Annotated in this window: 26 protein-coding genes and 1 tRNA gene; 16 read left to right on the top strand and 11 right to left on the bottom strand. The window is 45.0% G+C overall.

Translation table 11 applies throughout. The features are described from left to right. Window positions 1–66 precede the first annotated feature (66 nt). The 3 genes from tyrS to L0U88_RS07755 are packed head-to-tail and all read left to right on the top strand — an operon-like array spanning window position 67 to window position 3,605. Window positions 67–1,350, top strand: a complete 1,284-nt coding sequence (gene tyrS, locus L0U88_RS07765) for a tyrosine--tRNA ligase (RefSeq protein ID WP_234865266.1) — start codon at window positions 67–69, stop codon at window positions 1,348–1,350. A gap of 30 nt (window positions 1,351–1,380) precedes the next feature. Next, entirely contained in the window at window positions 1,381–2,565 is a 1,185-nt protein-coding gene (locus tag L0U88_RS07760) for a parallel beta-helix domain-containing protein (RefSeq protein ID WP_234865263.1), read from the top strand. After that, window positions 2,562–3,605: an SO2930 family diheme c-type cytochrome gene (locus L0U88_RS07755; protein WP_234865261.1), complete on the top strand. Its 1,044-nt coding sequence runs from the start codon at window positions 2,562–2,564 to the stop codon at window positions 3,603–3,605. Before L0U88_RS07760 ends, L0U88_RS07755 begins: the two co-directional genes overlap by 4 nt. Here the strand turns inward: L0U88_RS07755 and L0U88_RS07750 are convergent. Beyond that, window positions 3,583–4,878: an aminotransferase class V-fold PLP-dependent enzyme gene (locus tag L0U88_RS07750; RefSeq protein WP_234865259.1), complete on the bottom strand. Its 1,296-nt coding sequence runs from the start codon at window positions 4,876–4,878 to the stop codon at window positions 3,583–3,585. The genes L0U88_RS07755 and L0U88_RS07750 overlap by 23 nt on opposite strands. Before the next feature lie 109 nt (window positions 4,879–4,987). On the opposite strand from L0U88_RS07750, the gene L0U88_RS07745 reads away from it, so the two are divergent. Together L0U88_RS07745 and L0U88_RS07740 are read left to right on the top strand one after the other, a co-directional pair. Next, window positions 4,988–5,058: transfer RNA gene (locus tag L0U88_RS07745), tRNA-Gln, on the top strand. A gap of 45 nt (window positions 5,059–5,103) precedes the next feature. Continuing rightward, the gene (locus L0U88_RS07740) at window positions 5,104–5,439 is read left to right on the top strand and encodes an MmcQ/YjbR family DNA-binding protein (protein WP_234865257.1); all 336 of its coding nucleotides are present in this window, start codon (window positions 5,104–5,106) and stop codon (window positions 5,437–5,439) included. Window positions 5,440–5,445: 6 nt separating this feature from the next. Here L0U88_RS07740 and rfbD read toward each other — a convergent pair whose 3' ends face one another. From rfbD to L0U88_RS07710, 6 genes are read right to left on the bottom strand one after another with little or no spacing between them, the layout of a single operon-like run. Further along, entirely contained in the window at window positions 5,446–6,333 is an 888-nt protein-coding gene (rfbD, locus tag L0U88_RS07735; protein ID WP_234865255.1) for a dTDP-4-dehydrorhamnose reductase, read from the bottom strand. Further along, window positions 6,330–6,890 carry a dTDP-4-dehydrorhamnose 3,5-epimerase gene (gene rfbC, locus L0U88_RS07730; RefSeq protein ID WP_234865253.1) on the bottom strand — a complete coding sequence of 187 codons (561 nt, stop codon included), beginning with the start codon at window positions 6,888–6,890 and terminating at the stop codon, window positions 6,330–6,332. Before rfbC ends, rfbD begins: the two co-directional genes overlap by 4 nt. Beyond that, window positions 6,890–7,945 (bottom strand): dTDP-glucose 4,6-dehydratase, encoded by a 1,056-nt coding sequence (gene rfbB / locus L0U88_RS07725; protein ID WP_234865251.1) that lies wholly within the window; start codon window positions 7,943–7,945, stop codon window positions 6,890–6,892. Before rfbB ends, rfbC begins: the two co-directional genes overlap by 1 nt. A gap of 4 nt (window positions 7,946–7,949) precedes the next feature. After that, window positions 7,950–8,939, bottom strand: coding sequence for a UDP-glucuronic acid decarboxylase family protein (locus tag L0U88_RS07720; protein ID WP_234865249.1), 990 nt, complete (start codon window positions 8,937–8,939; stop codon window positions 7,950–7,952). A 4-nt stretch (window positions 8,940–8,943) separates the two neighbouring features. After that, entirely contained in the window at window positions 8,944–10,266 is a 1,323-nt protein-coding gene (locus L0U88_RS07715) for a UDP-glucose dehydrogenase family protein (protein WP_234865247.1), read from the bottom strand. 13 nt (window positions 10,267–10,279) lie between these two features. Beyond that, entirely contained in the window at window positions 10,280–11,413 is a 1,134-nt protein-coding gene (locus L0U88_RS07710; RefSeq protein ID WP_234865245.1) for a DegT/DnrJ/EryC1/StrS family aminotransferase, read from the bottom strand. A gap of 98 nt (window positions 11,414–11,511) precedes the next feature. On the opposite strand from L0U88_RS07710, the gene L0U88_RS07705 reads away from it, so the two are divergent. Then, the gene (locus tag L0U88_RS07705; RefSeq protein WP_234865243.1) at window positions 11,512–12,768 is read left to right on the top strand and encodes a 3-deoxy-D-manno-octulosonic acid transferase; all 1,257 of its coding nucleotides are present in this window, start codon (window positions 11,512–11,514) and stop codon (window positions 12,766–12,768) included. Here L0U88_RS07705 and L0U88_RS07700 read toward each other — a convergent pair. Then, window positions 12,735–13,418 (bottom strand): DUF8457 domain-containing protein, encoded by a 684-nt coding sequence (locus L0U88_RS07700; protein WP_234865241.1) that lies wholly within the window; start codon window positions 13,416–13,418, stop codon window positions 12,735–12,737. The genes L0U88_RS07705 and L0U88_RS07700 overlap by 34 nt on opposite strands. A gap of 131 nt (window positions 13,419–13,549) precedes the next feature. On the opposite strand from L0U88_RS07700, the gene L0U88_RS07695 reads away from it, so the two are divergent. From L0U88_RS07695 to L0U88_RS07675, 5 genes are all read left to right on the top strand, one after another. Next, window positions 13,550–14,119 (top strand): thymidine kinase, encoded by a 570-nt coding sequence (locus L0U88_RS07695; RefSeq protein WP_353620640.1) that lies wholly within the window; start codon window positions 13,550–13,552, stop codon window positions 14,117–14,119. A 3-nt stretch (window positions 14,120–14,122) separates the two neighbouring features. Next, complete coding sequence (locus L0U88_RS07690; protein ID WP_234865239.1) at window positions 14,123–14,773, top strand: heme exporter protein CcmB; 651 nt, start codon at window positions 14,123–14,125, stop codon at window positions 14,771–14,773. A 37-nt stretch (window positions 14,774–14,810) separates the two neighbouring features. Beyond that, complete coding sequence (gene ccsA / locus L0U88_RS07685) at window positions 14,811–15,479, top strand: cytochrome c biogenesis protein CcsA (RefSeq protein ID WP_234865238.1); 669 nt, start codon at window positions 14,811–14,813, stop codon at window positions 15,477–15,479. Then, a complete protein-coding gene (locus tag L0U88_RS07680) occupies window positions 15,472–15,702 on the top strand; it encodes a CcmD family protein (protein WP_234865237.1) in 231 nt (76 codons plus the stop codon). The genes ccsA and L0U88_RS07680 overlap by 8 nt, the downstream gene beginning before the upstream one ends. Window positions 15,703–15,772: 70 nt before the next feature. Then, window positions 15,773–17,191 (top strand): Glu/Leu/Phe/Val family dehydrogenase, encoded by a 1,419-nt coding sequence (locus tag L0U88_RS07675; RefSeq protein WP_234865236.1) that lies wholly within the window; start codon window positions 15,773–15,775, stop codon window positions 17,189–17,191. A 52-nt stretch (window positions 17,192–17,243) separates the two neighbouring features. On the opposite strand, the gene L0U88_RS07670 is transcribed toward L0U88_RS07675, so the two are convergent. After that, a complete protein-coding gene (locus tag L0U88_RS07670; RefSeq protein ID WP_234865235.1) occupies window positions 17,244–17,678 on the bottom strand; it encodes a type I restriction enzyme HsdR N-terminal domain-containing protein in 435 nt (144 codons plus the stop codon). Window positions 17,679–17,747: 69 nt separating this feature from the next. Here L0U88_RS07670 and L0U88_RS07665 point away from each other — a divergent pair, with 69 nt between their 5' ends. The 5 genes from L0U88_RS07665 (at window position 17,748) to L0U88_RS07645 (ending at window position 22,849) form a co-directional block, all read left to right on the top strand. Next, entirely contained in the window at window positions 17,748–18,518 is a 771-nt protein-coding gene (locus L0U88_RS07665) for an AMP nucleosidase (protein ID WP_234865233.1), read from the top strand. 10 nt (window positions 18,519–18,528) lie between these two features. Next, window positions 18,529–18,927, top strand: a complete 399-nt coding sequence (locus tag L0U88_RS07660) for a hypothetical protein (RefSeq protein ID WP_234865231.1) — start codon at window positions 18,529–18,531, stop codon at window positions 18,925–18,927. A gap of 1 nt (window position 18,928) precedes the next feature. Further along, a complete protein-coding gene (locus L0U88_RS07655; RefSeq protein WP_234865230.1) occupies window positions 18,929–20,662 on the top strand; it encodes an ABC transporter ATP-binding protein in 1,734 nt (577 codons plus the stop codon). 150 nt (window positions 20,663–20,812) lie between these two features. After that, window positions 20,813–21,862 (top strand): tRNA preQ1(34) S-adenosylmethionine ribosyltransferase-isomerase QueA, encoded by a 1,050-nt coding sequence (queA, locus tag L0U88_RS07650; RefSeq protein ID WP_234865228.1) that lies wholly within the window; start codon window positions 20,813–20,815, stop codon window positions 21,860–21,862. Between the two features lie 87 nt (window positions 21,863–21,949). Beyond that, window positions 21,950–22,849: an alpha/beta hydrolase gene (locus L0U88_RS07645; RefSeq protein ID WP_234865226.1), complete on the top strand. Its 900-nt coding sequence runs from the start codon at window positions 21,950–21,952 to the stop codon at window positions 22,847–22,849. A gap of 21 nt (window positions 22,850–22,870) precedes the next feature. Here the strand turns inward: L0U88_RS07645 and L0U88_RS07640 are convergent, their stop codons facing one another. After that, window positions 22,871–24,190: an aspartate kinase gene (locus tag L0U88_RS07640; protein ID WP_234865224.1), complete on the bottom strand. Its 1,320-nt coding sequence runs from the start codon at window positions 24,188–24,190 to the stop codon at window positions 22,871–22,873. A 62-nt stretch (window positions 24,191–24,252) separates the two neighbouring features. Next, window positions 24,253–25,341 carry an Ldh family oxidoreductase gene (locus L0U88_RS07635; protein WP_234865222.1) on the bottom strand — a complete coding sequence of 363 codons (1,089 nt, stop codon included), beginning with the start codon at window positions 25,339–25,341 and terminating at the stop codon, window positions 24,253–24,255. Window positions 25,342–25,361: the final 20 nt, after the last annotated feature.

Raw genomic sequence — 25,361 nt, 5'->3', positions numbered from 1 at the left:
GGCCAATATTGCCTTTCGCCGGCTAATCCGATTACGTTAGTTTTGCTGCAAATTGCAGCATTTTTTATGAATTTAATAGAAGAATTACGATGGAGAGGCATGTTGCAGGATATCATGCCCGGAACGGAGGAACAATTAAACAAAGAAATGACTTCGGCCTATATTGGCTTTGATCCAACCGCAGACAGTCTTCACATTGGCAGTCTGGTTCCCATTCTCCTATTAATTCACCTGCAAAAAGCCGGTCATAAGCCATTTGCCCTGATCGGAGGTGCTACCGGAATGGTGGGCGACCCCTCTTTCAAAGCCGAAGAACGCAAAATGCTGGATGAGGCCACCCTTCAGATGAACCTGGCCGGCATCCGTGCCCAATTGGAAAAATTCCTGGATTTTGACCCCTCCCGGTCGAATGCCGCCGAAATTGTCAACAACTACGACTGGTTCAAAAACATCAGTTTCCTGGATTTTATTCGCGATGTGGGCAAACATATTACAGTTAATTATATGATGTCCAAGGATTCGGTGAAGAAAAGAATTGAAGGCGACAGCGGTATCAGTTTCACGGAGTTCACCTACCAACTGATCCAGGGATATGATTTTTACTGGCTAAACCAGCATAAAAACTGTAAACTCCAGATGGGCGGAAGCGACCAGTGGGGAAATATCACCACCGGTACCGAACTGATCCGCCGGATGGGTGGCAGTGAGGCTTTTGCTTTTACCTGTCCCCTGTTAACCAAAGCTGATGGTGGTAAATTCGGTAAAACCGAAAAAGGAAATGTTTGGCTCGATCCGGAGAAAACATCGCCTTATCAGTTCTACCAGTTCTGGCTGAATGCTTCTGATGAAGATGCAGCCAAATGGATCAAGATCTTCACGTTCCTGCCCAAAGCTGAAATTGAGTCACTTCAACAGGAACACGAGGCAGCCCCGCATCTGCGACTGCTTCAGAAAAAACTGGCAGAAGAAATTACCAGCCTGGTACATGGGAAGGATGCTTATGAGTTTGCAGTTAAGACTTCAGATATCCTATTTGGAAATGTTACCACAGAGGTCATCAGAAGCCTGACTGAAGTACAGTTACTCCAGGTAATGGAAGGAGTGCCCCAGCATGAGTTTCCAATGGAACGAATTGGTGATTCTACAGATGTTGTTACCCTGCTCGCAGAAACCGGTATCTTCCCCAGCAAAGGCGAAGCGCGTAAAATGGTACAGAGTGGAGGCGTAAGCATCAATAAAGAAAAGATCCCGGCCATTGATTTTAAACCCGGAGCCGACCAGTTGCTGCACAACCGCTACCTGCTTATCCAGAAAGGTAAAAAGAATTATTACCTGGTTAAGGCGGTCTGAATTTCGTACATTAGGGAAGACGCTTGTACTATGAAAAAATCTTCCCTTTTGCTGCTGTTAATCAGCTGGGCTTGCCTGCTTCAGGCACAACCTGACATTCAACGAAAGCTCCAGGCACAATTCATTGAGGTGGACAACAACGGATTGGTGGAACTGCCAGAAGGCATTTTCACCATTAGTACCACCCTTTCCATGGATGGCAAGCAGGGCGTTACCATTCGGGGAAAAGGGCCAGATAAAACCATACTGAATTTCGCCGGACAAATCTCGGGAGCAGAAGGCATCCGTATCACCAATGGCTCCAATATAACGATTGAACAACTCACTGTACAAAATACCAAAGGAGATGCTATCAAAACACAGCTGGTGGATGGCATCCGTTTTCTTAATGTAAAAACAGAATGGACCCGTGGTGCACATTCGTCCAATGGGGGTTATGGAATTTATCCTGTTCAATGCCAGCGGGTATTGATCGACAGTTGTTATGCCAGGGGAGCAAGTGATGCAGGTATATACGTAGGGCAATCACACCATATTATCGTTCGTAATTCAACGGCAACAGAAAATGTCGCAGGAATAGAAATTGAGAATTCCCTTTATGCCGAAGTACATAACAATAAAGCTTTCAATAATACCGGTGGAATTTTGGTATTTGACTTACCTGATCTCATTGTAAAAAGAGGAGGTTTTACCAAACTTCACAACAATGAGGTGCTGGATAACAACCATGATAATTTTGCACCCAAGGGAAATATTGTTGGCAAAGTTCCTCCCGGAACCGGAATAATGATTCTGGCTGCCAATCATGTTGATATACATGATAATCGCATTGTTAATAACCGTACTGCAGGCACTGTAGTTGTCAGCTACTATATCACTGAAAATCCGATCAACGACAGCAGTTATCATCCCTATCCATCAGCAATTTCCATCCACGACAATTTCTACGAAAGAAGAAATGAACGGGCAACCATGCAAGGCCGGATGGGTAAACTTTTTCGGTTCAAATTACGCTTTGGGAAAAAGGTACCGCATATTCTGTATGACGGTATCCCCGATCCGCAGGCAGCAGGTAAACCCGCCATCTGTATTTCCAATAACCATAACCAAAGTTTTGCCAACATTGATGCTGCCAATGGATTCAAAAATATTAGTCGCGATACCGGTCCGTATTCCTGCAACCTCTCCATTCCCGTTAATGTACAAATGCAATGAAAACCTTTTCGATTATTTGTGCCCTATTGCTCAGTTTGGGACTGATGAGTCACCTTGACAGCAGCGTATCATCATTCACTCCCAAAGAAAAATTATCCGACTATCAATATTTCGTTGGGCCACTGGCGGAATTAAATCCGGCACCTGGAATCATACCCTATGAATTGAACAGTTCACTCTTCAGCAACTATGCAGAGAAACTAAGATATATCGTGTTGCCTGAAAACGGCCAAATGAATTACCACCCTACCCAACCATTTGAGCTGCCCATAGGAACGGTGCTCATCAAGCACTTTTATTACCCGCTTGATTTCAGTAATCCAGGCAAGGGGCGAAAACTGATTGAAACCCGTCTCCTAATCCATGAAGCAACCGGATGGAATGCATTACCCTATATCTGGAACGAGGAACAAACAGAAGCTTATTATGATGTAGCAGGCGATACGCGTACTGTTTCATACATCGATAATAAGGGTAAAAAACAACGTACCAATTATGTGATACCAAACAAAAATCAGTGCAAGGGATGCCATACCAATGGTAAAGAATTTCTTCCGATAGGTATCAGTGCAAGGCACCTGAACAAGACCGTTAGTTTCACAGGTATCAGAGGAAATCAACTGAGCAAATGGGCAAACAAAGGCTGGTTAAAAGGATTGCCTGCTGATGGAGTTCCAGCTAATGCAGATTGGGAAAATTCAACAGCTTCACTTAACGCGAGAGCCCGTTCCTATCTGGATATCAATTGTGGGCATTGTCACAGTCCAGGCGGGCCTGCCAATACCTCGGGACTTTTTCTTGATATACATAACAAGGACCCTCACTTGCTGGGCATCCACAAAACACCGGTAGCTGCTGGCAGGGGATCAGGTAATCTGAGTTATGCGATCGTGCCCGGTAAACCGGAAAAATCGATTCTTGTATACCGTATGAATACAAATGATCCTGGTATTGCCATGCCGGAATTAGGCAGGGAGCAAATTCACAAGGAAGGTGTAGCCTTAATCAGCGACTGGATCAGGTCTTTGCAAACTCAGTAATTGCCTGTACCAGGGTATCCAATTGACGAGTAGTGGTGTACACATGCGGAGTGATACGAACCCCCTTAATATTTTCCCACTCAATTCCTACAGTGTGGATTTTATATTTATTAAAAAGGAACTGATCTAATTCAGCCGGCTTTCGGTTTTTAACTGAAACTAATCCAATAGCGCAGGCAAAACCAGGTTTTAAAGAAGTACCTAATTCCACGCCTGGTAATTTTTCAACCCTTTCCATCCAATAATTTTTGAGGTAGTGAAGTCGCTTTTCTTTCCGTTCTGCACCAATCATTTCCTGGAATTCAATTGCTTTACCGATGGCCTGCTCAATGAAAAAGGGCCGGGTACCCAGGTTTTCAAATTTGCGGATATTCGTTTCTTGTCCGGCTGGTGCACCAAATAACGGATACAACTTTTCAATTTTCTCTTTTCTGACATATAGAAATCCGGTTCCGATACAGGCGCTTAGCCATTTATGTAAACTGGTACCAAAATAATCGGCCCCCAGTTCATCGATACGAAATTGAAAATGCGCAAAACTGTGGGCTCCATCCACTAATACCTCAATTCCGCGTGAACGTGCCTGATCAGCAATTTTACGAACCGGCAGTATCTGTCCATTCCAGTTGATGATATGGGTGATGTGCACCACACGTGTGCGATTGGTGAACGCTTTTACATATTGCTGGGTAAGGTAGTTATCGTCTTCTGAAGGCAACTCCAGGTTTATCCAAACCAGCTTGATTCCATCTCTTTTTTCCCGCTGCTTCCACGCATTGATCATATTGGGGTAATCCTGTTTGGAAAGCACCACTTCGTCGCCCGCTCTCAGCGGAATGCCAAAGATGGCCGTTTCCAGTGCTTCTGACGCATTACGCTGAATGGCCAGCTCTTCGGGATCACATCCCGCCAGCCTGGCGAGGTTGGCACGCAAAGGTTCTCTACCCTGGTCCAGTATCCTCCACATGAAATAACTGGGACCTTCATTACTAAGGTCATGATAACGTTTCATAGCCTCCTGAACCACCTTTGGAGACGGACTCACACCCCCATTGTTCAGATTAATAATAGCCGGGGAAACAGTGTAGGCCTGCTGAATGCTGTACCAGAAATCCTCTTCTGAAGCCAGGCGCTCTGCATCCATAGACCGGAACTTTGAAAGAGTTTCTTCCAACTGCCGGCTCCATGCAGGTACTGAAGCGCCTATGAACAACGAGCCTAAACCTAGTTTTGATAACTGTTGCAGAAAATTTCTGCGGGAAGGTGCTAACATGTTTGAAAATTAAGCATTTAGAGGATTTAAGAAGATATCCTCTTTTTGGAATTTTTTTTTGGCAGAAATGGACACACCCTTTATTTTTGCACTCCCTTAAGGGACGGATTGCCCGATAGTATAATGGTAGTACGACAGATTTTGGTTCTGTTTGTCTAGGTTCGAATCCTGGTCGGGCAACAAAAAGCAGGTTTAACGACCTGCTTTTTTTATATTGCCAACCCAATGGATATTGAATCTTTCCGCCACTTTTGCCTGTCTTTTCCAGATGTCACCGAAGAATTTCCATTCGGACCCGAAACACTTGTTTTTAAGGTTAAGGGAAAAATGTTTGCATTCACAGATGTGGATTTATTTGAAAGCATCAATCTAAAAGCTGATCCGGATGAAGCAATCGAATTAAGGGAACGCTATCCTGCCGTGCAGCCTGGATATCATATGAACAAGAAACACTGGAATACAATTGTTATGGACAACTCCATTCCTGACAGGCTTATAAAGGAATGGATTGATAATTCCTATAAACTTGTCAGGTCCAGCCTTCCAAAGTCACAGCGGTGAAGATGATCAGGCCAGGAATTGTTGCATTTTAAGTAAACAGGTATCCAGGCTATCTTCCCAGGGATAAACAGGCACCCCAAAATCACGCTGGATTTTTTCCGTTGCCATAAGGCTAAAAGCGGGCCGCTTTGCGGGTGTTGGATAGTCTGATGAGGGAATGGGCAGGACTTCACAGGTTGCATGAATCTTCTGACATATAGCCTGTGCAAAATCAAACCAGCTAATTTTTCCGCTATTGCAGTAATGATATATTCCACCCGGCCGGGATGCCCCTCCTGGTGTATCAAGAAACTCAATGATTTGCAGAATTGCTTTTGCAAGGTCTGCAGCATAGGTTGGCGCTCCGATCTGATCATTTACAACTTTGATTTGCGGACGCTCACTCATCAGCCGAATCATCGTTTTCACAAAATTATTTCCATAGGAAGAGTATACCCAGGAAGTTCGGATGATGATGGAGGAAGGTGAGAAGGCCAGCGCCTGCTCCTCTCCTTTCAACTTGGAAAGCCCATAATAATTGACAGGATTTACCGGAGCAGCTTCAGCCAATGGAACTGAACTATTTCCATCGAATACATAATCTGTTGAAATGTGAATCAGCCGGCAACTGTACTCATCACATAACCGGGCAATTTTTCCAACAGCCCAACCATTAATCAGCATTGCCTGTTCACGCTCTGTTTCTGCCCTATCAACAGCAGTATAGGCAGCACAATTAATACAAAAATCAGGTTGATGGATGGCAAAAAAATCGGCCATTTGTTTTTCCTGTTCCAAAGGAAAATCGGCACGATCAGTAAACAGAAATTGATATTGATGCTGGAACAAGACCGATAGCTCCTGTAATTCTGAACCCAACTGACCATTTGCTCCTGTTACCAGTATTTTTTTCATGGTTCAAATTGAAAGACATGTTCAATATCTGCAAAGCAGGGCAGTATCCGGTCTTTGTCAGAAATTTTTCTGGCTTCCACGGGAATTTTCCAGTCGATCTCCAAAGCAGGATCATCAAACAGCACTCCCCCTTCTGCAGCTTTATTGTAAAAAGCATCGCATTTATAAAGCACTTCAGCAGTTTCACTTAACACCGAATAACCATGTGCGAAGCCTTTTGGAACCAATAATTGTTTTTTGTTTGCTGCACTTAATTCAATGCTGAACACTTTTCCGAAACTGGGAGAGTTCTTTCTGCAATCAACTACCACATCCAGGATGCGACCTTCCAGTACTCGAATCAGTTTGGTTTGTGCAAAAGGTGGAACCTGGTAATGTAACCCACGAATCACCCCATAACCTGACCTTGCCTGATTATCCTGTACAAACTGGTAGTAAATCCCTGCAGCCTCAAATATTGCTGCATTATAGGATTCAAAAAAATAACCCCGGTGATCACCATGAATAGTTGGTTCAAAAATCAGGAGTCCGGGAAATCCGGTTTCTGTAAATGCCATCAGGAACGGTGTTCGTATTGTTCTTTGTAATAATGCTGATAATCTCCACTTGTAACATGCTCCACCCAATCCGTGTTATTCAGGTACCAGTCCACAGTTTTCTCCAAACCCTCTTCAAACTGAAGTGAAGGTTTCCATCCTAATTCGCGATTCAGTTTGGTGGCATCGATGGCATACCTTAAATCATGTCCAGGGCGATCAGTAACATAGGTTATTAGCTGAGCGGATTCTCCGGCAGCACGTCCCAATTTACGATCCATGATAGTGCAAAGGAGATGCACAAGGTCAATATTCTTCCATTCATTAAATCCACCCACATTGTATTTGTCTCCAGTTGCACCTTCGTGATAAATCAGATCAATTGCCCTTGCATGATCTTCCACCCACAGCCAGTCGCGCACATTTTCACCCTTTCCATAAACCGGTAATGGTTTTTTGTTCAGGATATTATTGATCATTAGCGGAATCAGTTTCTCCGGAAAATGATGGGAGCCATAATTATTGGAGCAATTGCTCATAACCACCGGCAAATGGTAGGTATGATAATATGCCATCACAAAATGATCTGAGGCAGCTTTGGATGCGGAATAAGGAGAACGCGGATCGTAGGGAGTTGTTTCTGTAAACATTCCTTGTTCCCCTAAGGATCCATACACTTCATCTGTGGAAACATGATAAAACCGTTTTCCTTCAAAACGACCTGCCCAACTCTTCCTGGCCACATTCAGCAAATTTGCAGTACCCAGGACATTGGTTTTTACAAACTGTAAAGGATCAGCAATACTACGGTCTACATGGCTTTCAGCTGCCAGGTGGATTACTCCGTCAAAATCATATCGGTCAAATAATTGCTGCATCCCGCCTTCATCGGTAATATCTCCCTTTTCAAAAAAATAATTGGGAGCCTGTTCTATGTCTTTAAGATTCTCCAGGTTACCTGCATAGGTAAGCGCATCGAGATTGACAATTTTATATGCCGGATATTTTGTAACAAACAGTCGTACTACATGCGACCCAATAAAACCAGCACCTCCGGTAATCAGTAAAGTAGACATTCCGTTAATGTTTTTGGTTGGGTGATGTAAACTCTTTGGGTTGCTTGAAGAGCTCTTCATACGGAAGCGATTTAAAATACTCATAAGTAATCTTTACGCCCTCCGATCTGCTTATAGTAGGTGCCCATCCCAAAATTTCTTTGGCTTTGGTTATATCCGGCTTCCGTTGTTTCGGATCATCTTTAGGTAATGGCCGGTATACAATCTTCTGCTCTGTTCCGGTAAGACGGATGATTTCCTCGGCAAATTCCTTCAATGTGATCTCATCCGGATTACCAATATTAACCGGGTTTACATAATCACTCATCAGCAGCCGGTATATACCTTCAATCAAATCGTCTACATAACAGAAGGAACGAGTCTGTGATCCATCACCAAAAACAGTCAGATCTTCTCCGCGTAATGCTTGTCCGATGAATGCAGGCAATGCCCTTCCATCATTGAGTCGCATTCTGGGACCATACGTATTGAAGATGCGTACGATACGTGTCTCAACCTGATGATAGGTATGATACGCCATAGTGATGGATTCCATGAAACGCTTGGCCTCATCATAAACCCCTCTAGGCCCAACAGGATTAACATTACCCCAATACTCTTCCGTTTGCGGATGAACCAGAGGATCACCATAAACTTCTGAAGTGGAAGCCACCAGGATACGAGCCCCTTTGGCTTTTGCCAGTCCCAGGCAGTTATGTGTTCCAAGTGCGCCAACTTTTAGCGTCTGAATGGGAATTTTAAGGTAATCAATCGGACTGGCCGGTGAAGCGAAATGCAGGATATAATCCAAATTCCCCGGAACATGAATGAATTTACTTACATCGTGATGGTAAAATTCAAATTGTTCCAGTTTGAACAGATGTTCAATATTCTTAAGGTCGCCGGTAATCAGGTTGTCCATCCCTACTACACTGAAACCTTCTTTTATAAAGCGGTCGCAAAGATGAGAACCAAGGAATCCGGCTGCACCGGTAATTAATACTCGTTTTTTCATAGCATTATTTTGAAGAACCGGTTACTGTATTTCTGCCAACACTTTCATAATGAAATCCAAGTTCGGCAATGGCTTTTGTATCGAACAGGTTACGGCCATCAAAAATCACTTTGTTTCTCATTCTGACCACCATTTTCAAAAAATCAGGTGTTCTGAACTCATTCCACTCCGTTGCGATTACCAGAGCATCTGCATCCTGCAAAGCATCATACTGATTTTCTGCATAACTGATTTTATCTCCCAGTACCTGCTTAACGTTCCGGATTGCTTCCGGGTCAAAAGCAGTTACCGATGCCCCTTCCTTAATCAATTCATCAATCATATAAAGAGCCGGTGCTTCCCGGATATCATCGGTGTTCGGCTTGAATGCCAAGCCCCAAAGTGCAAACTTTTTACCTTTTAAATCATTTCCAAAATACCGGCGAATCTTGGGTAATAAATGAGTCTTTTGTTTCTCATTTACATCCATAACTGCATTCAGTATGCGAAAATCATATTCAACTTGTGAGGCTGATTGAACTAGCGCCTGAACATCTTTTGGGAAACAACTTCCGCCATATCCGATTCCGGGAAACAAAAAACGTTTGCCGATACGATCATCACTTCCAATTCCTAATCTCACCATATCCACATCAGCACCCAGTCTCTCGCAAAGCTGGGCAATTTCATTCATGAAAGAAATCTTGGTTGCCAGGAAGGAATTGGCTGCGTATTTCGTCAATTCAGCAGAACGCTCATCCATATAGATTACCGGGTTACCTGAACGAACAAAAGGGGCATACAAATCTCCCATCAGCTTGCGGGCTCGTTCTGAACTAACTCCAATAACCACCCGATCGGGTTTCATAAAATCATCAACGGCTACTCCCTCCCGTAAAAACTCAGGATTGGATACCACATCAAACTCACCGTTGTAATTTTTTGCTACAGCCTCTCGCACTTTATCCGCGGTACCTACAGGAACCGTACTCTTATCTACCAGTACCTTGTAATCAGTCAGCAATTTACCAATATCTTCAGCTACACCTAGTACATACCGAAGATCTGCCGCACCATCTGCACCCGGAGGTGTTGGAAGGGCCAGAAAAATAATAACCGCATCTTTGATTCCATCCGCCAGACTGGTAGTAAAACTCAGCCGACCTTCTTTCAGGTTACGGAGAAATAATTTTTCAAGTCCGGGTTCATAGATAGTAATCTCTCCATTGGACAAACGATCCACTTTTGACTGGTCGATGTCAACACAGATAACTTCATTACCTGTTTCAGCAAAACAAGTTCCGGTAACCAAACCAACATAACCGGTTCCTACAACTGCAATTTTCATTCGGATTTCAAGTTTAATTTTTATCTGCGAAAGCTAAAACTTCCGTCGTTATATAGGCCAATTGTTCCTGATCCAGCTCTGTATGCATCGGCAAGGATATCACTCGCTCGGTCAACCAGTCGGTAACCTCCAGTTCAAATTTATTTCCTCCCAGGGCTGCAAACATATTCTGTCTGTGCGCCGGTACTGGATAATAAATCATGGATGGAATCTCTCTCTCAGCCAGGTATTGGTGTAAGCCATCCCTGTTTATTCCTTCCAAAATAAGCGTATACTGGTGAAAGACATGTTTATTATTGGAAGCGCGGTATGGAGTAGTAATTTTTTTATGCCCAGCAAATGCCTGATCATAATAATCGGCCGCTTTTCTCCTGGCTTCGATGTACTGGTCAAGCTTGGGCAGTTTAATATTCAGCACTGCAGCCTGAATACTGTCGAGCCGGCTATTGCAACCCACCATCTCATGATAATACCGAACCTTCTGACCATGATTGGCGATCATGCGCATTTTGTCTGCCAGTTCATCATTATTGGTACAGATCGCGCCACCATCCCCATAACAGCCCAGGTTTTTGGACGGAAAAAAAGAAGTACAACCTATAGTTCCTATCGTTCCAGTTTTGCGCGAGCTACCATCTTTATAATAATAATCACTTCCGATTGCCTGAGCATTGTCTTCAATCACAGCCAATCCATGCCTGTTCGCAATTTCCATGATAGCTTCCATATTGGCTGCCTGTCCGTATAAATGAACCGGTACAATTGCTTTTGTACGGGGAGTGATAGCTTTTTCAATGGCTGCCGGATCAATACAAAAGGTTTTGGGATCCACTTCCACAAATACCGGCTGCAGTCGCAGTAATGCCACCACTTCGGTTGTTGCGATATAGGTGAAAGAAGGTGTAATCACTTCATCACCCGGCTGAAGATCCAGCGCCATCATAGCAATTTGAAGGGCATCGGTTCCATTTGCACAGGGGATTACATGCTTTACATCCAGGTAATTGGCCAGCGACTTACTGAAGTCCTGCACAGCCTTCCCATTTATGAAGGCAGCTGAATCCAGCACCTCATGGATTGCCGCATCCACATCGGCTTTAATTTCCTGGTATTGCTTTTTTAAATCCACCATTTGTATAGGTCGCATAAGTCTCCCTCCTCTTTTAAAATGGGCACAAAAATAGCAAAATATAGGTTGGGTGGAACTTTGAATTTAGCTTTGCCTGATATTAACCAATTGATTCAGTGAGTCTTTTACTATACAATCTGTTTATTGTTTTCTACCGGTGGGCATTGCAACTGGCAGCCCGCTGGAATCCCAAAGCCCAAAAATGGGTGGAAGGCCGGAAAGAATGGGAACAGGCACTGATCCGGTTTCGACAGCAGGATCAGCGGCCGCTGGTTTGGATGCATTGCGCTTCCCTTGGAGAGTTCGAGCAGGGGCGGCCTATCCTGGAATGGATACGCGCCAATTACCCGAATCATAGTATTCTGCTTAGTTTTTTCTCTCCCTCCGGGTATGAAATCCGGAAAAACTATGCTGGAGCTGATTATGTTTGCTACCTGCCAATGGACAGCGCCCGGAATGCACGCCAATTCATTGAAACAGCTAGCCCGTCACTGGTTATCTGGGTGCGCTATGAATTCTGGTATCATTTTCTCAATATTCTCTCTGGTAAAAATATCCCGGTTATCCTGATCGCCGGCCGATTTCGCAAATCCCAACCTTTTTTCAGGAGCTATGGCCGGTTGCACCGACATATGCTTACCTGTTTTCAGCATCTTTTCCTGCAGGATGGGGCTTCCGCTGAGCTGCTAAGTAAGGTTGGTATTCACAAAACCACAGTAGCTGGAGACACACGGTACGACCGGGTTTCAGCTATTGCGGAAAAATTTGAACCTATTCCGGAAATAGAAGATTTTGTAGGGAACAACCCTGTCATTGTCTGTGGCAGCACCTGGCCGGAAGATGAGGAGGAACTGGACCATTTTGCTAATACCCGCCCTGATATCCGGTTCATAATCGCTCCGCATGAGATTTATGAGGAGCACCTGCGAGACATGGAGAAATTGTTCCAACACACTGTCCGATTCTCTGTATGGAAGCAGTCACCGGATGCCGGAACCACTGCAAATGTGCTGATCATCGATAATATCGGAATGTTATCGCGCCTGTATAAATACGCAAAGCTGGCTTATGTAGGGGGTGGATTCGGAGACGATGGTTTGCACAATATTCTGGAAGCGGCGGTATATGGCGTGCCCGTCATTCACGGCCCTGTATATGATCGGTTTCCAGAGGCTACTGAACTCATTGAGGAAGGTGGGGGCTTCGCTGTTTCAACAGCATTGGAACTGGAAAATCGCTTCAATCAGCTGCTGACGGAGGAAAATGCTTTAGCAACCGCCTCCCGTGCGGCTGCAACATTTGTTGCGAGTCGCCGTGGAGCAAGTGCATACATTCAGACTTATTTGGAGGAAAAGCGCCTTCTTACGAGTTGACAAAAATGTCGCACGGTTTCTTTGGAATCATCCCAGGCAAGCTTCAGCTTGAGTTCCCGCTCAATCCAGTATTCAGCTTCCTGCAGAATATTAAAGGAATTGATGGTTTTAATGCTGCGCTCATACATCACTTCATCACCGCGGAATAATTCCTGTACAAACACAAAACGATCATTAATACCGATGGCTTTTTTGAGATCCCGCACAGGCTCCCGGGTAAGCACATCCGCCACTTCAATGGCACCCTGCTTCAATTTATCATTAAGAGAAGCACCGGTCAATTGCTGACTCATTACATCATTCAGTTCTCTTATTTCCTTCTGATGAGCCAGGGTTGGAATCTCCTGCATCAGGGAATGCAGCCAATCGGAAGGCAGGGCTGTTTCCGGCTCCGGCACTTTTGGAGTCACCTCCACCACGGTTTCCGAAACAACCGGAGCTGGTTCCGCAACGATTTTCTGAATGGGATTATTAAGAGAAGGTAATACAACAGCTACTTTTGAGTTTCCATTTCGGTGTACAGAAGCAGCCGAAGCCTGTTCCTGAAGAGCCGCTTGTAACAGTTGCGCAGTCATCAGTAAAACGGAAACCTCCGCTCCCTGGTCCGCCTGTTCCTGAAGCTTATTAATCAGTGCTCTAACTCTTTCCATTTGATATGGTACTTTTGGGTTAGTATTGGATTTCATAAAGTTATTAAAATAAAGTTGGAACTGAATCAATACTCATCAAAGGATCTGTTAACCTTTGATGAGTTGCCTGTTCCGCATCAATTGTATAGAGCGTGTTTATAGAACCTACACTTAATGGCGGCCGCCGTGGATGGATTGAAGTCATCTGTGGTTCAATGTTTTCAGGCAAAACCGAAGAACTGATCAGACGCCTGAAACGTGCCCGGATTGCCAATCTGAAAGTCGAGATTTTCAAACCGGCCATCGACGTTCGTTATGATGAACAACAAATCGTTTCCCACGATGAAAACGCTATCACTTCCACACCAATCGACAATTCCCAAACCATTTTATTGATGGCCTCCAATGTGGACGTGGTAGGTATTGACGAAGCCCAGTTCTTTGACGACCAATTGCCCGATGTCTGCGACCAACTGGCCAGGCAGGGTATTCGGGTCATCATAGCCGGACTTGATATGGACTACCTTGGAAAACCATTTGGGCAGATGCCCTTTCTGCTGGCCAAGGCAGATTATATCACCAAGTTGCATGCCATTTGCGTAAAATGTGGAAATATTGCCTCTTTCAGTTACAGAAAGATCGCCCAGGGTGGCCAGGTTTTGCTGGGAGAAAAGGAATCTTATGAGCCCCGTTGCAGAACCTGTTATGACGAAAAAAACTGATACATGAAATCGGTCATTGCCCTTTTTAAAAAAGATTTACTGCTGGAATTCCGCCAGCAATACACGTTTTACGGAATCCTGTTATACGTGGCCAGCACCATTTTTGTACTCTACCTGGCTATGGGGCAGCCTGAAGACCAGGTCTGGAATGGTCTCTTCTGGATGATCCAGTTATTTGTGTGTGTCAATGCAGTAGCCAAGAGTTTTCTGCAGGAAAGCCGCGGCCGGCTGCTCTATTTTTACAGCATAGCCGGGCCCCGGGATTTTATTTTATCCAAACTGCTGTTCAACGTTTTACTCATGGGTTTGCTCAGCCTGGTTTCCTGGATCCTCTTTGGTTTGCTATTAGGAAACCCTGTTCAAAATGGACTCCGGTTCATGGGTTTGGCAGTTTTTGGCGGATTGGGACTCAGTCTTGTTTTTACCTTTTTATCAGCGATCGCTGCCCGCGCACAACAGAATGCTGCCCTGATGGCCATCCTCGGATTTCCGTTAATTATTCCTCAAATTTTATTGATGATGAAGCTGGCTAATACCGCATTTAGCCAGGTAATTCAGGATAGTTTGGGCATGATTGTACTATTATTGGCGGGACTTGATCTGTTAGTGGTTGCCCTGGCCATTATCCTCTTTCCCTTTCTGTGGAAGGACTGATTCTTTTCCCCTAATTTTGCCGCACTTATTCGTTATTATGCGCTTAGCCTGGTGGAAAATCCTTTGCATCCTGCAGCTACTCACCATTTCAGTAGCCGGCTTCCTGGGCGATGTACCCGCCAAACCCATTCTGAATGAAACCATCCGGAATTACTATTTCCATGTGCCGATGTGGTTTGGGATGATGATCTTCTTTATTGTTTCCGTTGTTAATTCAGTTAAATACCTGCGTAGCGGGAATCTGAAACACGATAGCCTGGCGGTTGAATATGCCAATATAGGGCTGCTGTTTTGCATATTGGGATTATCAACCGGCATGATCTGGGCCAATTACACCTGGGGCAAACCCTGGAGTAACGATCCCAAGCAAATTGGTGCAGCGATCGCGTTTCTGATCTACTTCGCTTACCTGGTGTTGCGGAATTCCATGATTGATCCGGACAAAAGAGCAAAGATTGGAGCGGTCTATAACATTTTCGCCTTCGCGATGCTCTTTCCAACCATCTGGATCATTCCCCGCCTGCTGGAGAGCCTGCACCCCGGAGGAATGGGCAATCCGGCATTAAATCCGGGTGATGTAGACAGCCGTATGAGGTACTTATTTTACTTCGTGGCTTTCCCCGGCTGGACCCTTTTGGGAGTGTGGATTGCCAGCTTATCCATCCGGCTTAAAAATTTGGAAGAAAAAAAACTTCAACATGCGTAATATAAAATGGCAGGGGCTGATCGCGATCCTGCTGCTACTTTCAACCCGGTTATCTGCTCAGGCGCCTATGAATGATGATGGGCCCGTACAGATGGCTGACGCCCTGCATGCCAATGGAAAAATCTATGCAGTGGTTGCAGTTGTGGTACTTATCGTAGTAGGAATATTAATCTACCTGATCCGCCTGGACAGAAAAATCACCAAGCTGGAAAACGAAGCCTGATCTTTTTTCGTTGTAAGAGAAGACGATTGCGTAAACACATATAAAAAACACCTAACAAAAAACGAACGTTATGTCTGGACATCAAGAGTACAGCTTCTTTGGAGCAGTAGAGAAGAGCTTTGACAAGGCAGCGAAGTTCACCAACTGGGATCCGGGAATTCTTGAACAAATCAAACAATGTAATTCGGTTTACCGGATGCATTTTCCGGTTAAAATCGGAGATAAGATTGAAGTTGTTAAAGCCTATCGTGTACAACACTCTCATCACAAAACACCCTGCAAAGGCGGTATCCGCTTTGCAACTGCGGTTAACCTTGATGAAGTGATGGCACTCGCTGCACTTATGACCTACAAGTGCGCTATTGTGAATGTTCCATTTGGAGGCGCAAAGGGTGGTATATCCATCGATCCTAAAAAATATACCCCTTACGAACTGGAAAAAATTACCCGCCGTTATACACACGAACTGATCAAGAAGAATTTTATCGGTCCGGGTACCGATGTACCTGCTCCTGATTATGGAACCGGCGAACGTGAAATGGCCTGGATCCTCGACACCTATATGAGTATGAAACCGGGTGAAGTGGACGCATTAGGATGCGTAACCGGAAAGCCAGTTACGCAGGGAGGAGTTCGTGGACGCAGAGAAGCAACCGGCCTGGGTGTATTCTATGGTATCCGCGAAGTGTGCAGCATGCCGGATGTAATGCAACGCCTTGGACTGGACCTCGGAATTGAAGGAAAAACCGTTGTAATTCAGGGCCTGGGTAATGTGGGTTATCATGCTGCCAAGTTTTTCCGTGAAGGTGGAGCTAAAGTAATTGCCATAGCTGAATACGAAGGAGCAATTATGAACCCAGACGGACTGAATGAAGACGAAGTATTCCAGCACCGCAAGAAAACCGGATCCATTCTGAATTTCCCTGGAGCATTGAACCTGGCGAATTCCAATGATGCATTGGAACTGGATTGTGAGATTTTGATTCCTGCCGCCCTGGAAAACGTTATCAACGGTGAAAATGCACCCCGAATTAAAGCTCGTATTATTGGAGAAGCTGCGAATGGTCCGTTGACTCCTGAAGCAGATGAAGTTTTTGCTTCCAAAGGAACACTGGTTGTTCCCGATATGTACCTGAATGCGGGAGGTGTAACCGTTTCTTATTTCGAGTGGTTGAAGAACCTGAGCCATGTTCGCTATGGCCGTTTGGAAAAGCGTTTTACTGAAAATCAGAATAAAAACATCATCAACCAGATTGAAAGCCTGACCGGTAAAAAAGTAGCCGAGAATCATAAAATCATGATCGAACACGGGCCCGATGAGGTGGACCTGGTATATTCCGGACTGGAAGAAACCATGATCACTGCTACTCGTGAAATTATGGAATGCTGGAAGCAGAATCCATCTATTCCGGATATGCGTACAGCCGCCTATGTAGTTGCCATCAACAAAGTAGCCACCAGCTACAATGAACTGGGCATTTTCCCGTAAGAGATTATATGGATTTTTTGAAAGGTGTTGGTGGTTTCATCAACACCTTTTTTTAATATGCGGGGAATTCTGCGAGAACAGATAACCTTCCTTCTGCCCGGTGATAAATCATCGCTTCTGCACCATTCGTAATGACTAGATAAGTAACCGGAATTGCCAGGTTATACCGTAAAATCTGATGCAATACGGCTTCGCTGAGTTGGATATCCATTGCCTTGCATTCCACCATCAGCCACGGCTTGTGCTCCTGATCATACACCAGCAAATCAAATCGCTTTTTCAATTCACCCAATTGCATGGTTTTTTCAACTGCTATATAAGCCTGCGGATATCCTTTCACCACTAACAGATATTGCAGCACATGCTGACGCACCCATTCTTCAGGAGTCAGCACCAGCCATTTTTTTCGGATCGGATCAAAGACAAGCCGCTGACCATTTGCTTCTTTCCATTTCAGGTTGATATCAGGATAAACCATTCGGATCATTTGCCAAAGCTATGATTCGAAAATCGTATATTGCTGAAATTGATTTGTCGGAAAGGAAAAACGAATGCCATGAAAACAAAAGAGGAAATAGTGCAGAACTGGTTGCCTAGATATACCGGTCAACCGCTTGAGAACTTTGGAAAATATATACTGCTTACCAATTTCAGTAACTATGTGGAATGGTTTGCCCAATGGCACAAAGTTGAAGTTGTGGGCTTAGGCAAACCAATGCAATGTGCAACAGCTGAGGATATCACTATTATCAATTTTGGAATGGGAAGTCCGACTGCAGCCACGGTAATGGACCTGGTAACCGCCATTGAACCCAAAGCGGTGTTGTTCCTGGGGAAATGTGGTGGTTTAAAAAAGAGAAATAAGGTAGGGGATCTGATTTTGCCGATAGCAGCTATTCGTGGAGAGGGTACTTCCAATGATTATTTTCCTCCGGAAGTACCTGCACTTCCTGCGTTCGCCTTACAAAAAGCGGTATCCACTACTATTCGGGATCATGGTGTGGATTATTGGACAGGTACTGTTTATACCACCAACAGAAGGGTTTGGGAACACGATGAATCATTTAAGGAATACCTGCAAAAAGTCAGGGCCTATGCAATAGATATGGAAACCGCTACCATTTTTTCGGTAGGGTTTTACAATAAGATCCCAACCGGCGCCTTGTTGCTGGTAAGTGATTCCCCTATGATACCCGAAGGCGTAAAAACAGAAGAGAGCGATAAAAAAGTTACCACCGAGTTTGTTGAGCGGCATATCAGAATAGGAATAGATTCGCTGAAACAGCTGATCAACGACGGACTAACGGTAAGGCACCTGCGCTTTTAAACTTTACGTGATGCGGATGAACACACTGCTGGTCAGTTTATTATTGACTATTACGGGCTGGAGTTGTAAATCAACAGCAGTTCAAAACCAACCAGCCACTCCATTTACCGGCAAATTGGTGATCAGTGAGATCTGCAATCACTATGTTGTTGTGCTGGTTTCAGGAAAGCTGGATCCGGCTTTATTAACTGCGAGATTTTACGACGAAAAAAGAAAGTCGGATTACTCCAATGTTTTCACGGTGGAAAGCAGATGCAATTTTGCTGAAGCAGGAATCAGTGAAGGAGATCTGTTTACATTTGAGTTAGCCGCTGCCGATTACAAAGAAGACTGTATGGTTTGCATGGCTTATTATCCCACCCCTCCTACCCGGCTAAGCATTATCAATGTAAAAAAAATAAATCCCTGACATGCAGGAAGCCTTACCCTTGTTGTCAGTCGAAAACCTTTCTGTTGGCTTTCACCAGGAAGCTGAAATCCGAACGGCCTTGCACGATATCAGTTTCAAGGTTAACCGGGGAGAAATCGTGGCAGTTGTTGGCGAATCCGGTTCGGGAAAATCAGTCAGTTCCCTTTCAATATTGCAACTTTTGCCCCAAAAAACAACACGGTACCTGACTGGGAAAATTGCATTCACAACATCAGATAGCAAGGAGGCGCTGAACCTGCTGGAAGCATCCGGAACGAAACTTCGCTCCATCCGGGGAAGCGAGATCGCCATGATCTTCCAGGAACCAATGTCTGCACTCAACCCGGTTTTCACCTGTGGCAACCAGGTAATAGAAGCAATACGTTCACATACCGGAGTATCCGCAAAAGACGCCCGGTTAAAGACAGTTGATTTATTTCAAAAAGTTCAATTACCTGAACCCGAGCTGGTATTGAAGAAATATCCGCATCAACTTAGCGGCGGACAGAAACAACGGGTGATGATTGCAATGGCACTGGCATGCGAACCTTCCCTGCTGATTGCAGATGAACCTACTACGGCCCTGGATGTGACCGTGCAGAAAAGTATACTGGAGCTATTAACCAACATTCAGGAACAAACGAAAATGGGAATGTTGTTCATCACGCATGATCTGGGACTGGTACGTGATTTTGCACATCGGGTAATTGTTTTATACAAGGGTAGAATAGTGGAAGAAGGCAGTTGTGATGAATTATTTGCTAATCCGCAACACCCCTATACCAGAGCTCTGCTGGCATGTCGCCCAATTTTGTATGAGAAAGGACAGAAACTTCCAGTAGTGGATGATTTTTTAGGCGATAAACCAGTAAACAAACAACTGGAAGAAAAAAAACCGGCAGAAAAAGATCCAGCTGCCATTGAGGAAGGGACTCCCCTTATCTCGATCCGCTCCCTAAGTGTCTGGTATCCGAAAAAACGCCGGTTCTTTGGCCAGCCAACTGAATTCACCAAAGCGGTTGATGAAATCAACCTGGATATTTTTAAAGGAGAGACACTTGGCATTGTTGGTGAATCCGGTTGCGGGAAAACTACATTCGGGAGAGCATTGCTGCAACTGATACCTATTCAAAATGGCAGTATCCGGATATCCGGAGTTGAACTTACGGAGTTGCCCAAGCGAAATTTACGCCGGTACAGAAAAGAGATGCAGCTGGTTTTCCAGGATCCTTATGGCTCCCTGAATCCACGAATCCCAATTGGAGAAGCCATCCGGGAAACGCTACAGGTACATCATCCGGACTTACCCACCGCAACTCAAAAAGAACAGGTGATGGACTTGCTCAAAAAAGTCCATTTGCAACCGGAACATTACTACCGGTATCCGCATGCATTTAGTGGTGGTCAGCGACAGCGGATTGGAATTGCAAGAGCATTGGCACTCAACCCGACTTTTGTAGTGTTTGATGAAAGTGTAAGTGCCCTCGATGTGAGCGTTCAGGCGCAGGTATTGAACCTGATCAATGAATTAAAAGCTGAATTTGGCTTTACCGCACTTTTCATCACACATGACCTGGGAGTGGTAAAATACATCAGCGACCGCATCCTGGTAATGGAGAAGGGCAGAATAGCTGAATTGGGTAGTACCAACCAGGTGATCAACCAACCTACCTCATTGGTTACCAAACGTTTACTAGACGCAATACCAGGAAGAGCCGAGATCTTTGCGAAATGAAGTTTAAATCCTACCTTTGCACCCATTTAAACATCATGCCGTAACATGATATCAATACCGGAGCCGTAAGTCCGGGTTGTGCAAGACACCCCTCTTCCCTGGATGTTGATATGTGTCGTGTGGCTGGTGGTTGTAAAAACCATTTAATACATGAAGCTATCCCAGTTTAAGTTCGATCTCCCCCTTAATCTTATTGCCCAGAACCCTGCGAAAAAAAGAGAAGACAGCCGCCTGATGGTGGTTCATCGCAAGACCGGAAACATCGAAAACAAGACCTTCCGGGATATCCTGGATTATTTCGACGACAAGGATGTATTCATTGTAAACAACACCAAGGTGTTCCCTGCGCGTATGTATGGCCGCAAGGAAAAAACCGGTGCCAAAATTGAAGTGTTCCTGCTTCGTGAACTGAACAAACCCAATCGCCTTTGGGATGTAATTGTAGATCCGGCCCGTAAAATCCGCGTAGGTAATAAACTCTATTTTGGAGACAACGACGAACTGGTGGCTGAAGTAATCGACAATACTACCAGTCGTGGTCGTACCATCCGCTTTCTCTGGGAAGGAACCGATGAAGAGTTCCGCCAAATGCTGGAGTTCCTGGGAGAGACGCCACTACCTAAATATATCAAGCGTAAGCCGGATGAGGAAGATAAGGAGCGTTACCAGACTGTATATGCCAAGCATGAAGGTGCGGTTGCTGCTCCCACTGCGGGACTGCATTTTAGTCGCGAGTTAATCAAACGCCTCGAGATCAAAGGCATCCGCTTCGCTGAAGTAACCCTGCATACCGGCCTTGGAACCTTCCGCCCTATTGAGGTTGAGGATCTTTCCAAGCATAAAATGGATGCTGAATACTATCGTATCGATGATACTGCCTGCCAGATTGTGAACAAGGCGAAAACCAATAATCACCGGATCTGTTCCATCGGCACAACCACCATGCGGGCAATTGAATCTTCCTTTACAGCTGAAAAATTATTGAAACCATCTGAGGGCTGGACCAATCACTTTATCCACCCACCGTATGAGTTCTCTATAGCGGATTCACTGGTTACCAATTTCCACCTGCCAAAGACCAGCCTGCTGATCATGACCTGCGCCTTTGCCGGTTACGACCTGGCCATGGAAGCGTACAAAAAAGCCATCAAGGATAAGTACCGCTTTTTTAGCTACGGTGATGCCATGCTGGTGATTTAACAGATGAGGCACTGAAATTAGCCAGACTGTATTTATATTCATAGGATGAAAGCGAAACAAATGAAAGCGTTCATCCTATTTTTTTTGATGTCAAGTCTAAGTCTTTTTGCAGTTGGCCAGGATGTGTTTGAGCTTTATCCGGCAGATTCAATTCCGAATTCTAAACCATCTTCCCTGGTTGAGAAGGCTGAAACAGCAGGCAGTGGACGCTTGATTATTTCGAATGTTACGAAACCAACCCTCACAGTCTATTTACCAGACCCTTCGAAAGCCAATGGGACAGCAGTGATTATTTGTCCGGGTGGCGGATACAGGGTACTCGCTGCCGACCACGAAGGTGCAGCTGTAGCAAAAAAATTCAATGAGTGGGGCGTAACCGCTTTCGTACTGAAGTACCGGCTGCCTTCTGACGAGAGCATGGAAAATAAAACCATAGGTCCCTTGCAGGATGCACAGCGTGCCATCCAGTTCGTTCGTGAAAAAGCCAAACTCTGGCAACTCAATCCGAAACAAGTTGGGATCATGGGATTCAGTGCTGGCGGACATCTGGCCGGCTCTGCAACTGTTCATTTCGATCAGGCATTCATCCCGAATCCGTTAAAAACATCCCTACGGCCGGATTTTTCAATACTTGTGTATCCGGTGATCAGTTTCTCTGATGAGTTTTCGCATAAGGGTAGCCGGGAGGCTTTACTCGGACAGGAACCTGATCCGGAACAAGTAAAGTTTTTCTCGTTGGAAAACCAAGTGACGAAAAAAACACCACCTGTATTTCTGGTGCATGCCAAGGACGATCGTACCGTAAAAATCGACAACAGTCTCAAACTAAAAGAGGCCCTGGATAAAGCCCGTGTCAAAAACGATTTATATACGTATGAAAAAGGCGGGCATGGCTTTGGAATGAACAATCCGAGCAGTGATGTCGAATGGATGAAATTCGTTTACCAGTGGATGTTCGACCAGGACCTGATCCTTAAGAAGCGATAAGTTTCCAAGCCCGCCTTCTTATTAAAGTCCGAATAAACCGGAATTCAGCAATTGCAGGGTTTGTTGTTTGCTGCCGGAAGGTATCAACAGGGATACGTTGTGCCGGCTGCCACCATAAGAAACCATACGTACTGGCACTTGTTTCAGTGAATCAAACAGACGACTCAGCACATCTTTTGTCTCAGCAATTTCATTACCCACAATTGAAACGATGGTCTGATCGCGATCCACTTCAACAGAACCAAAGGGTTCTAATTCCTTCACAATCTCCTTCAGATAGACATCACTGTCAATAGTAACCGAAACGGCTACTTCGGAAGTAGTGATCATATCAATTGGAGTACGATATTTTTCAAAGACTTCAAAAATTTTCCGCAGGAATCCATAAGCCAGCAACATGCGGCTGCTTTTAATTTTAATTGCGATGATACCATCTTTGGCAGCGATCGCCTTGACGCCAACTGAGCCCGCTTCCTTAGTGATGGTTGTACCGGCCGCATCCGGCTGCATGGTATTCAGCAGTTTCACCGGAACGCTTTCCTGTTGTGCCGGCCAAATGCAGGTGGGATGCAAAATTTTAGCTCCGAAATAGGCCAGCTCTGCAGCCTCTTCAAAACTGAGTTGTTCAATAGGAACAGTTTTATTTACAACCCTTGGATCGTTGTTATGCATGCCATCAATATCTGTCCAGATTTCACAAACCGTACTGTTGGTTGCTGCTGCTACCAGTGAAGCGGTATAATCACTGCCACCACGTTTCAGGTTGTCCACTTCCCCCCTGGCATTACGGCATATATAACCCTGTGTAATAAATAATTTCTTGCTGGAATGCTGTGCGAGGATGGTCATTAATTTTTTACGGATTGAACCCAGTTGCGGTTCATCATTGGCATCAATACTCATGAATTCAAGTGCCGGCAACAGGGCATGATCAATGCCCTGCTCTTCCAGGTAAATGGAAAAAAGTTTGGTGCTCATCAACTCGCCCTGGGCCAGGATATCCTTATTCAGCGCATCGTTGAAAGATATTTTCGTAATGATATTCAGGAATTCAAAATGTTCGCTGATTTGCTGGTTGGCTTTGGCGCGGGTATCGTCTTTTTTCAACAAATCCAGAATGAACTGTTTGTAATGAGCTTCCAACTGATCCACGATCTGTTTGGCACCTGCCTTATCACCTTTGGAAAGTGCATCACCAATTGAAACCAGTGTATTGGTAGTGCCGCTAAGTGCACTTAAGACAACAATCTTGGGTTCCCCGTCTTTGGTAATTAACTGGGCAACCTGGTGCATTCTCTCCGGCTTCCCTACAGAGGTGCCACCGAACTTCATTACTTTCATCAGCCAACCTTTTTAAAATTATTAAACAAAATCACCTAATCTCTGATCAAGCGGCAGCGAATTTACGCCAATCGTAATGGAATTGAAAATTTTTGAGCAAGTGATTGAAGATCTTCAATTACAGGATCCAGCAGGGGTATGCCCTGTTCTCTCCGCACCGATTCCAGTTCTCTTTCCGGATCACCTGGCACCAGTACAGAGGTCTCCCCTGGTACTGTTTTAGCACTACGGAACCGACGAATCCAGTTATCCATATCTTTTTTAAAATCAGCAGCCGGACGAAAGGCATCTATACGCATGGCGCCAAAAAAATGACCAATGCCTTTGCCTGGCATACCGGTTGGCATTGGAACATAGGCCGGAAAGGGAGGCACCCAGGGTCCATAGTTGGCGCCGCTTAGTACAGCTGAAAAAATATCTACAATGGCTCCAAGTGCATATCCCTTATGACTGCCATGTTCACGATCGCCACCTAGCGGTAAGAGGGCACCACCTGTTTTTAACGAATGTGCATCAGTGGTAGGCTTCCCTTCAGCATCCTGGATCCAGCCGATAGGTGCTTCCAGATTTTTTCTTTGTAAAATTTCAAGCTTCCCATTCGCCGCTGTGGTAGTTGCCATATCAGCCACAAAAGCGGGTTCTTCTCCAGCAGGTATCGCTACACAAATAGGATTGGTTCCCAATAATCGTTCTGTAGAGAAAGTGGGGGCAACCAGCGCAGAGGCATTGGTCATACTGATACCAATCATTTCCTGCTCCAGGGCCATCATCGCATGCCATCCTGCGATACCATAATGGTTGCTATTTTGTACACTCACCCAGCCTGTTCCAACCTGGGCAGCTTTTTGCATGGCCACTTTCATGGCGTAGGGGGCTACTACCAAACCCAATCCACTGTCGCCATCCACTACTGCAGTAGAAGGTGTTTCATGTATGATACGGATGGATGGAGTTGCATTCACCCGACCGGCTTCCCATAACCGGATATAACCGCTGAGCCGCGCGATACCATGTGAATCAATACCTCTTAAATCAGCACTTAGCAAAACCTCGGTTGCTGTAGTTGCATCTGCTGCTGAACATCCGATCGATTGAAATAATTGCCTGGTAAATTCAACCAGATTTTCATACCGTACTACTGTTTCTGCCATGCTGCAAAGAAACAATAAAA

This window comes from Flavihumibacter fluminis, assembly GCF_021491375.1.
In the GTDB taxonomy this organism is placed as follows: Bacteria; Bacteroidota; Bacteroidia; order Chitinophagales; family Chitinophagaceae; genus Flavihumibacter; species Flavihumibacter fluminis.
Note: the sequence above shows the minus strand (reverse complement) of the source record. Positions and strands in the feature narration are given on the sequence as shown.

Excerpts from the sequence above, each read along its gene's own strand:
- tyrS (WP_234865266.1), top strand. The coding sequence starts at position 67 with ATGAATTTAATAGAAGAATTACGATGGAGAGGCATGTTGCAGGATATC.
- L0U88_RS07760 (WP_234865263.1), top strand. The coding sequence starts at position 1,381 with ATGAAAAAATCTTCCCTTTTGCTGCTGTTAATCAGCTGGGCTTGCCTG.
- L0U88_RS07755 (WP_234865261.1), top strand. The coding sequence starts at position 2,562 with ATGAAAACCTTTTCGATTATTTGTGCCCTATTGCTCAGTTTGGGACTG.
- L0U88_RS07750 (WP_234865259.1), bottom strand. The coding sequence starts at position 4,878 with ATGTTAGCACCTTCCCGCAGAAATTTTCTGCAACAGTTATCAAAACTA.
- L0U88_RS07740 (WP_234865257.1), top strand. The coding sequence starts at position 5,104 with ATGGATATTGAATCTTTCCGCCACTTTTGCCTGTCTTTTCCAGATGTC.
- rfbD (WP_234865255.1), bottom strand. The coding sequence starts at position 6,333 with ATGAAAAAAATACTGGTAACAGGAGCAAATGGTCAGTTGGGTTCAGAA.
- rfbC (WP_234865253.1), bottom strand. The coding sequence starts at position 6,890 with ATGGCATTTACAGAAACCGGATTTCCCGGACTCCTGATTTTTGAACCA.
- rfbB (WP_234865251.1), bottom strand. The coding sequence starts at position 7,945 with ATGTCTACTTTACTGATTACCGGAGGTGCTGGTTTTATTGGGTCGCAT.
- L0U88_RS07720 (WP_234865249.1), bottom strand. The coding sequence starts at position 8,939 with ATGAAAAAACGAGTATTAATTACCGGTGCAGCCGGATTCCTTGGTTCT.
- L0U88_RS07715 (WP_234865247.1), bottom strand. The coding sequence starts at position 10,266 with ATGAAAATTGCAGTTGTAGGAACCGGTTATGTTGGTTTGGTTACCGGA.
- L0U88_RS07710 (WP_234865245.1), bottom strand. The coding sequence starts at position 11,413 with ATGCGACCTATACAAATGGTGGATTTAAAAAAGCAATACCAGGAAATT.
- L0U88_RS07700 (WP_234865241.1), bottom strand. The coding sequence starts at position 13,418 with ATGGAAAGAGTTAGAGCACTGATTAATAAGCTTCAGGAACAGGCGGAC.
- L0U88_RS07690 (WP_234865239.1), top strand. The coding sequence starts at position 14,123 with ATGAAATCGGTCATTGCCCTTTTTAAAAAAGATTTACTGCTGGAATTC.
- ccsA (WP_234865238.1), top strand. The coding sequence starts at position 14,811 with ATGCGCTTAGCCTGGTGGAAAATCCTTTGCATCCTGCAGCTACTCACC.
- L0U88_RS07680 (WP_234865237.1), top strand. The coding sequence starts at position 15,472 with ATGCGTAATATAAAATGGCAGGGGCTGATCGCGATCCTGCTGCTACTT.
- L0U88_RS07675 (WP_234865236.1), top strand. The coding sequence starts at position 15,773 with ATGTCTGGACATCAAGAGTACAGCTTCTTTGGAGCAGTAGAGAAGAGC.
- L0U88_RS07670 (WP_234865235.1), bottom strand. The coding sequence starts at position 17,678 with ATGATCCGAATGGTTTATCCTGATATCAACCTGAAATGGAAAGAAGCA.
- L0U88_RS07665 (WP_234865233.1), top strand. The coding sequence starts at position 17,748 with ATGAAAACAAAAGAGGAAATAGTGCAGAACTGGTTGCCTAGATATACC.
- L0U88_RS07660 (WP_234865231.1), top strand. The coding sequence starts at position 18,529 with ATGCGGATGAACACACTGCTGGTCAGTTTATTATTGACTATTACGGGC.
- L0U88_RS07655 (WP_234865230.1), top strand. The coding sequence starts at position 18,929 with ATGCAGGAAGCCTTACCCTTGTTGTCAGTCGAAAACCTTTCTGTTGGC.
- queA (WP_234865228.1), top strand. The coding sequence starts at position 20,813 with ATGAAGCTATCCCAGTTTAAGTTCGATCTCCCCCTTAATCTTATTGCC.
- L0U88_RS07645 (WP_234865226.1), top strand. The coding sequence starts at position 21,950 with ATGTCAAGTCTAAGTCTTTTTGCAGTTGGCCAGGATGTGTTTGAGCTT.
- L0U88_RS07640 (WP_234865224.1), bottom strand. The coding sequence starts at position 24,190 with ATGAAAGTAATGAAGTTCGGTGGCACCTCTGTAGGGAAGCCGGAGAGA.
- L0U88_RS07635 (WP_234865222.1), bottom strand. The coding sequence starts at position 25,341 with ATGGCAGAAACAGTAGTACGGTATGAAAATCTGGTTGAATTTACCAGG.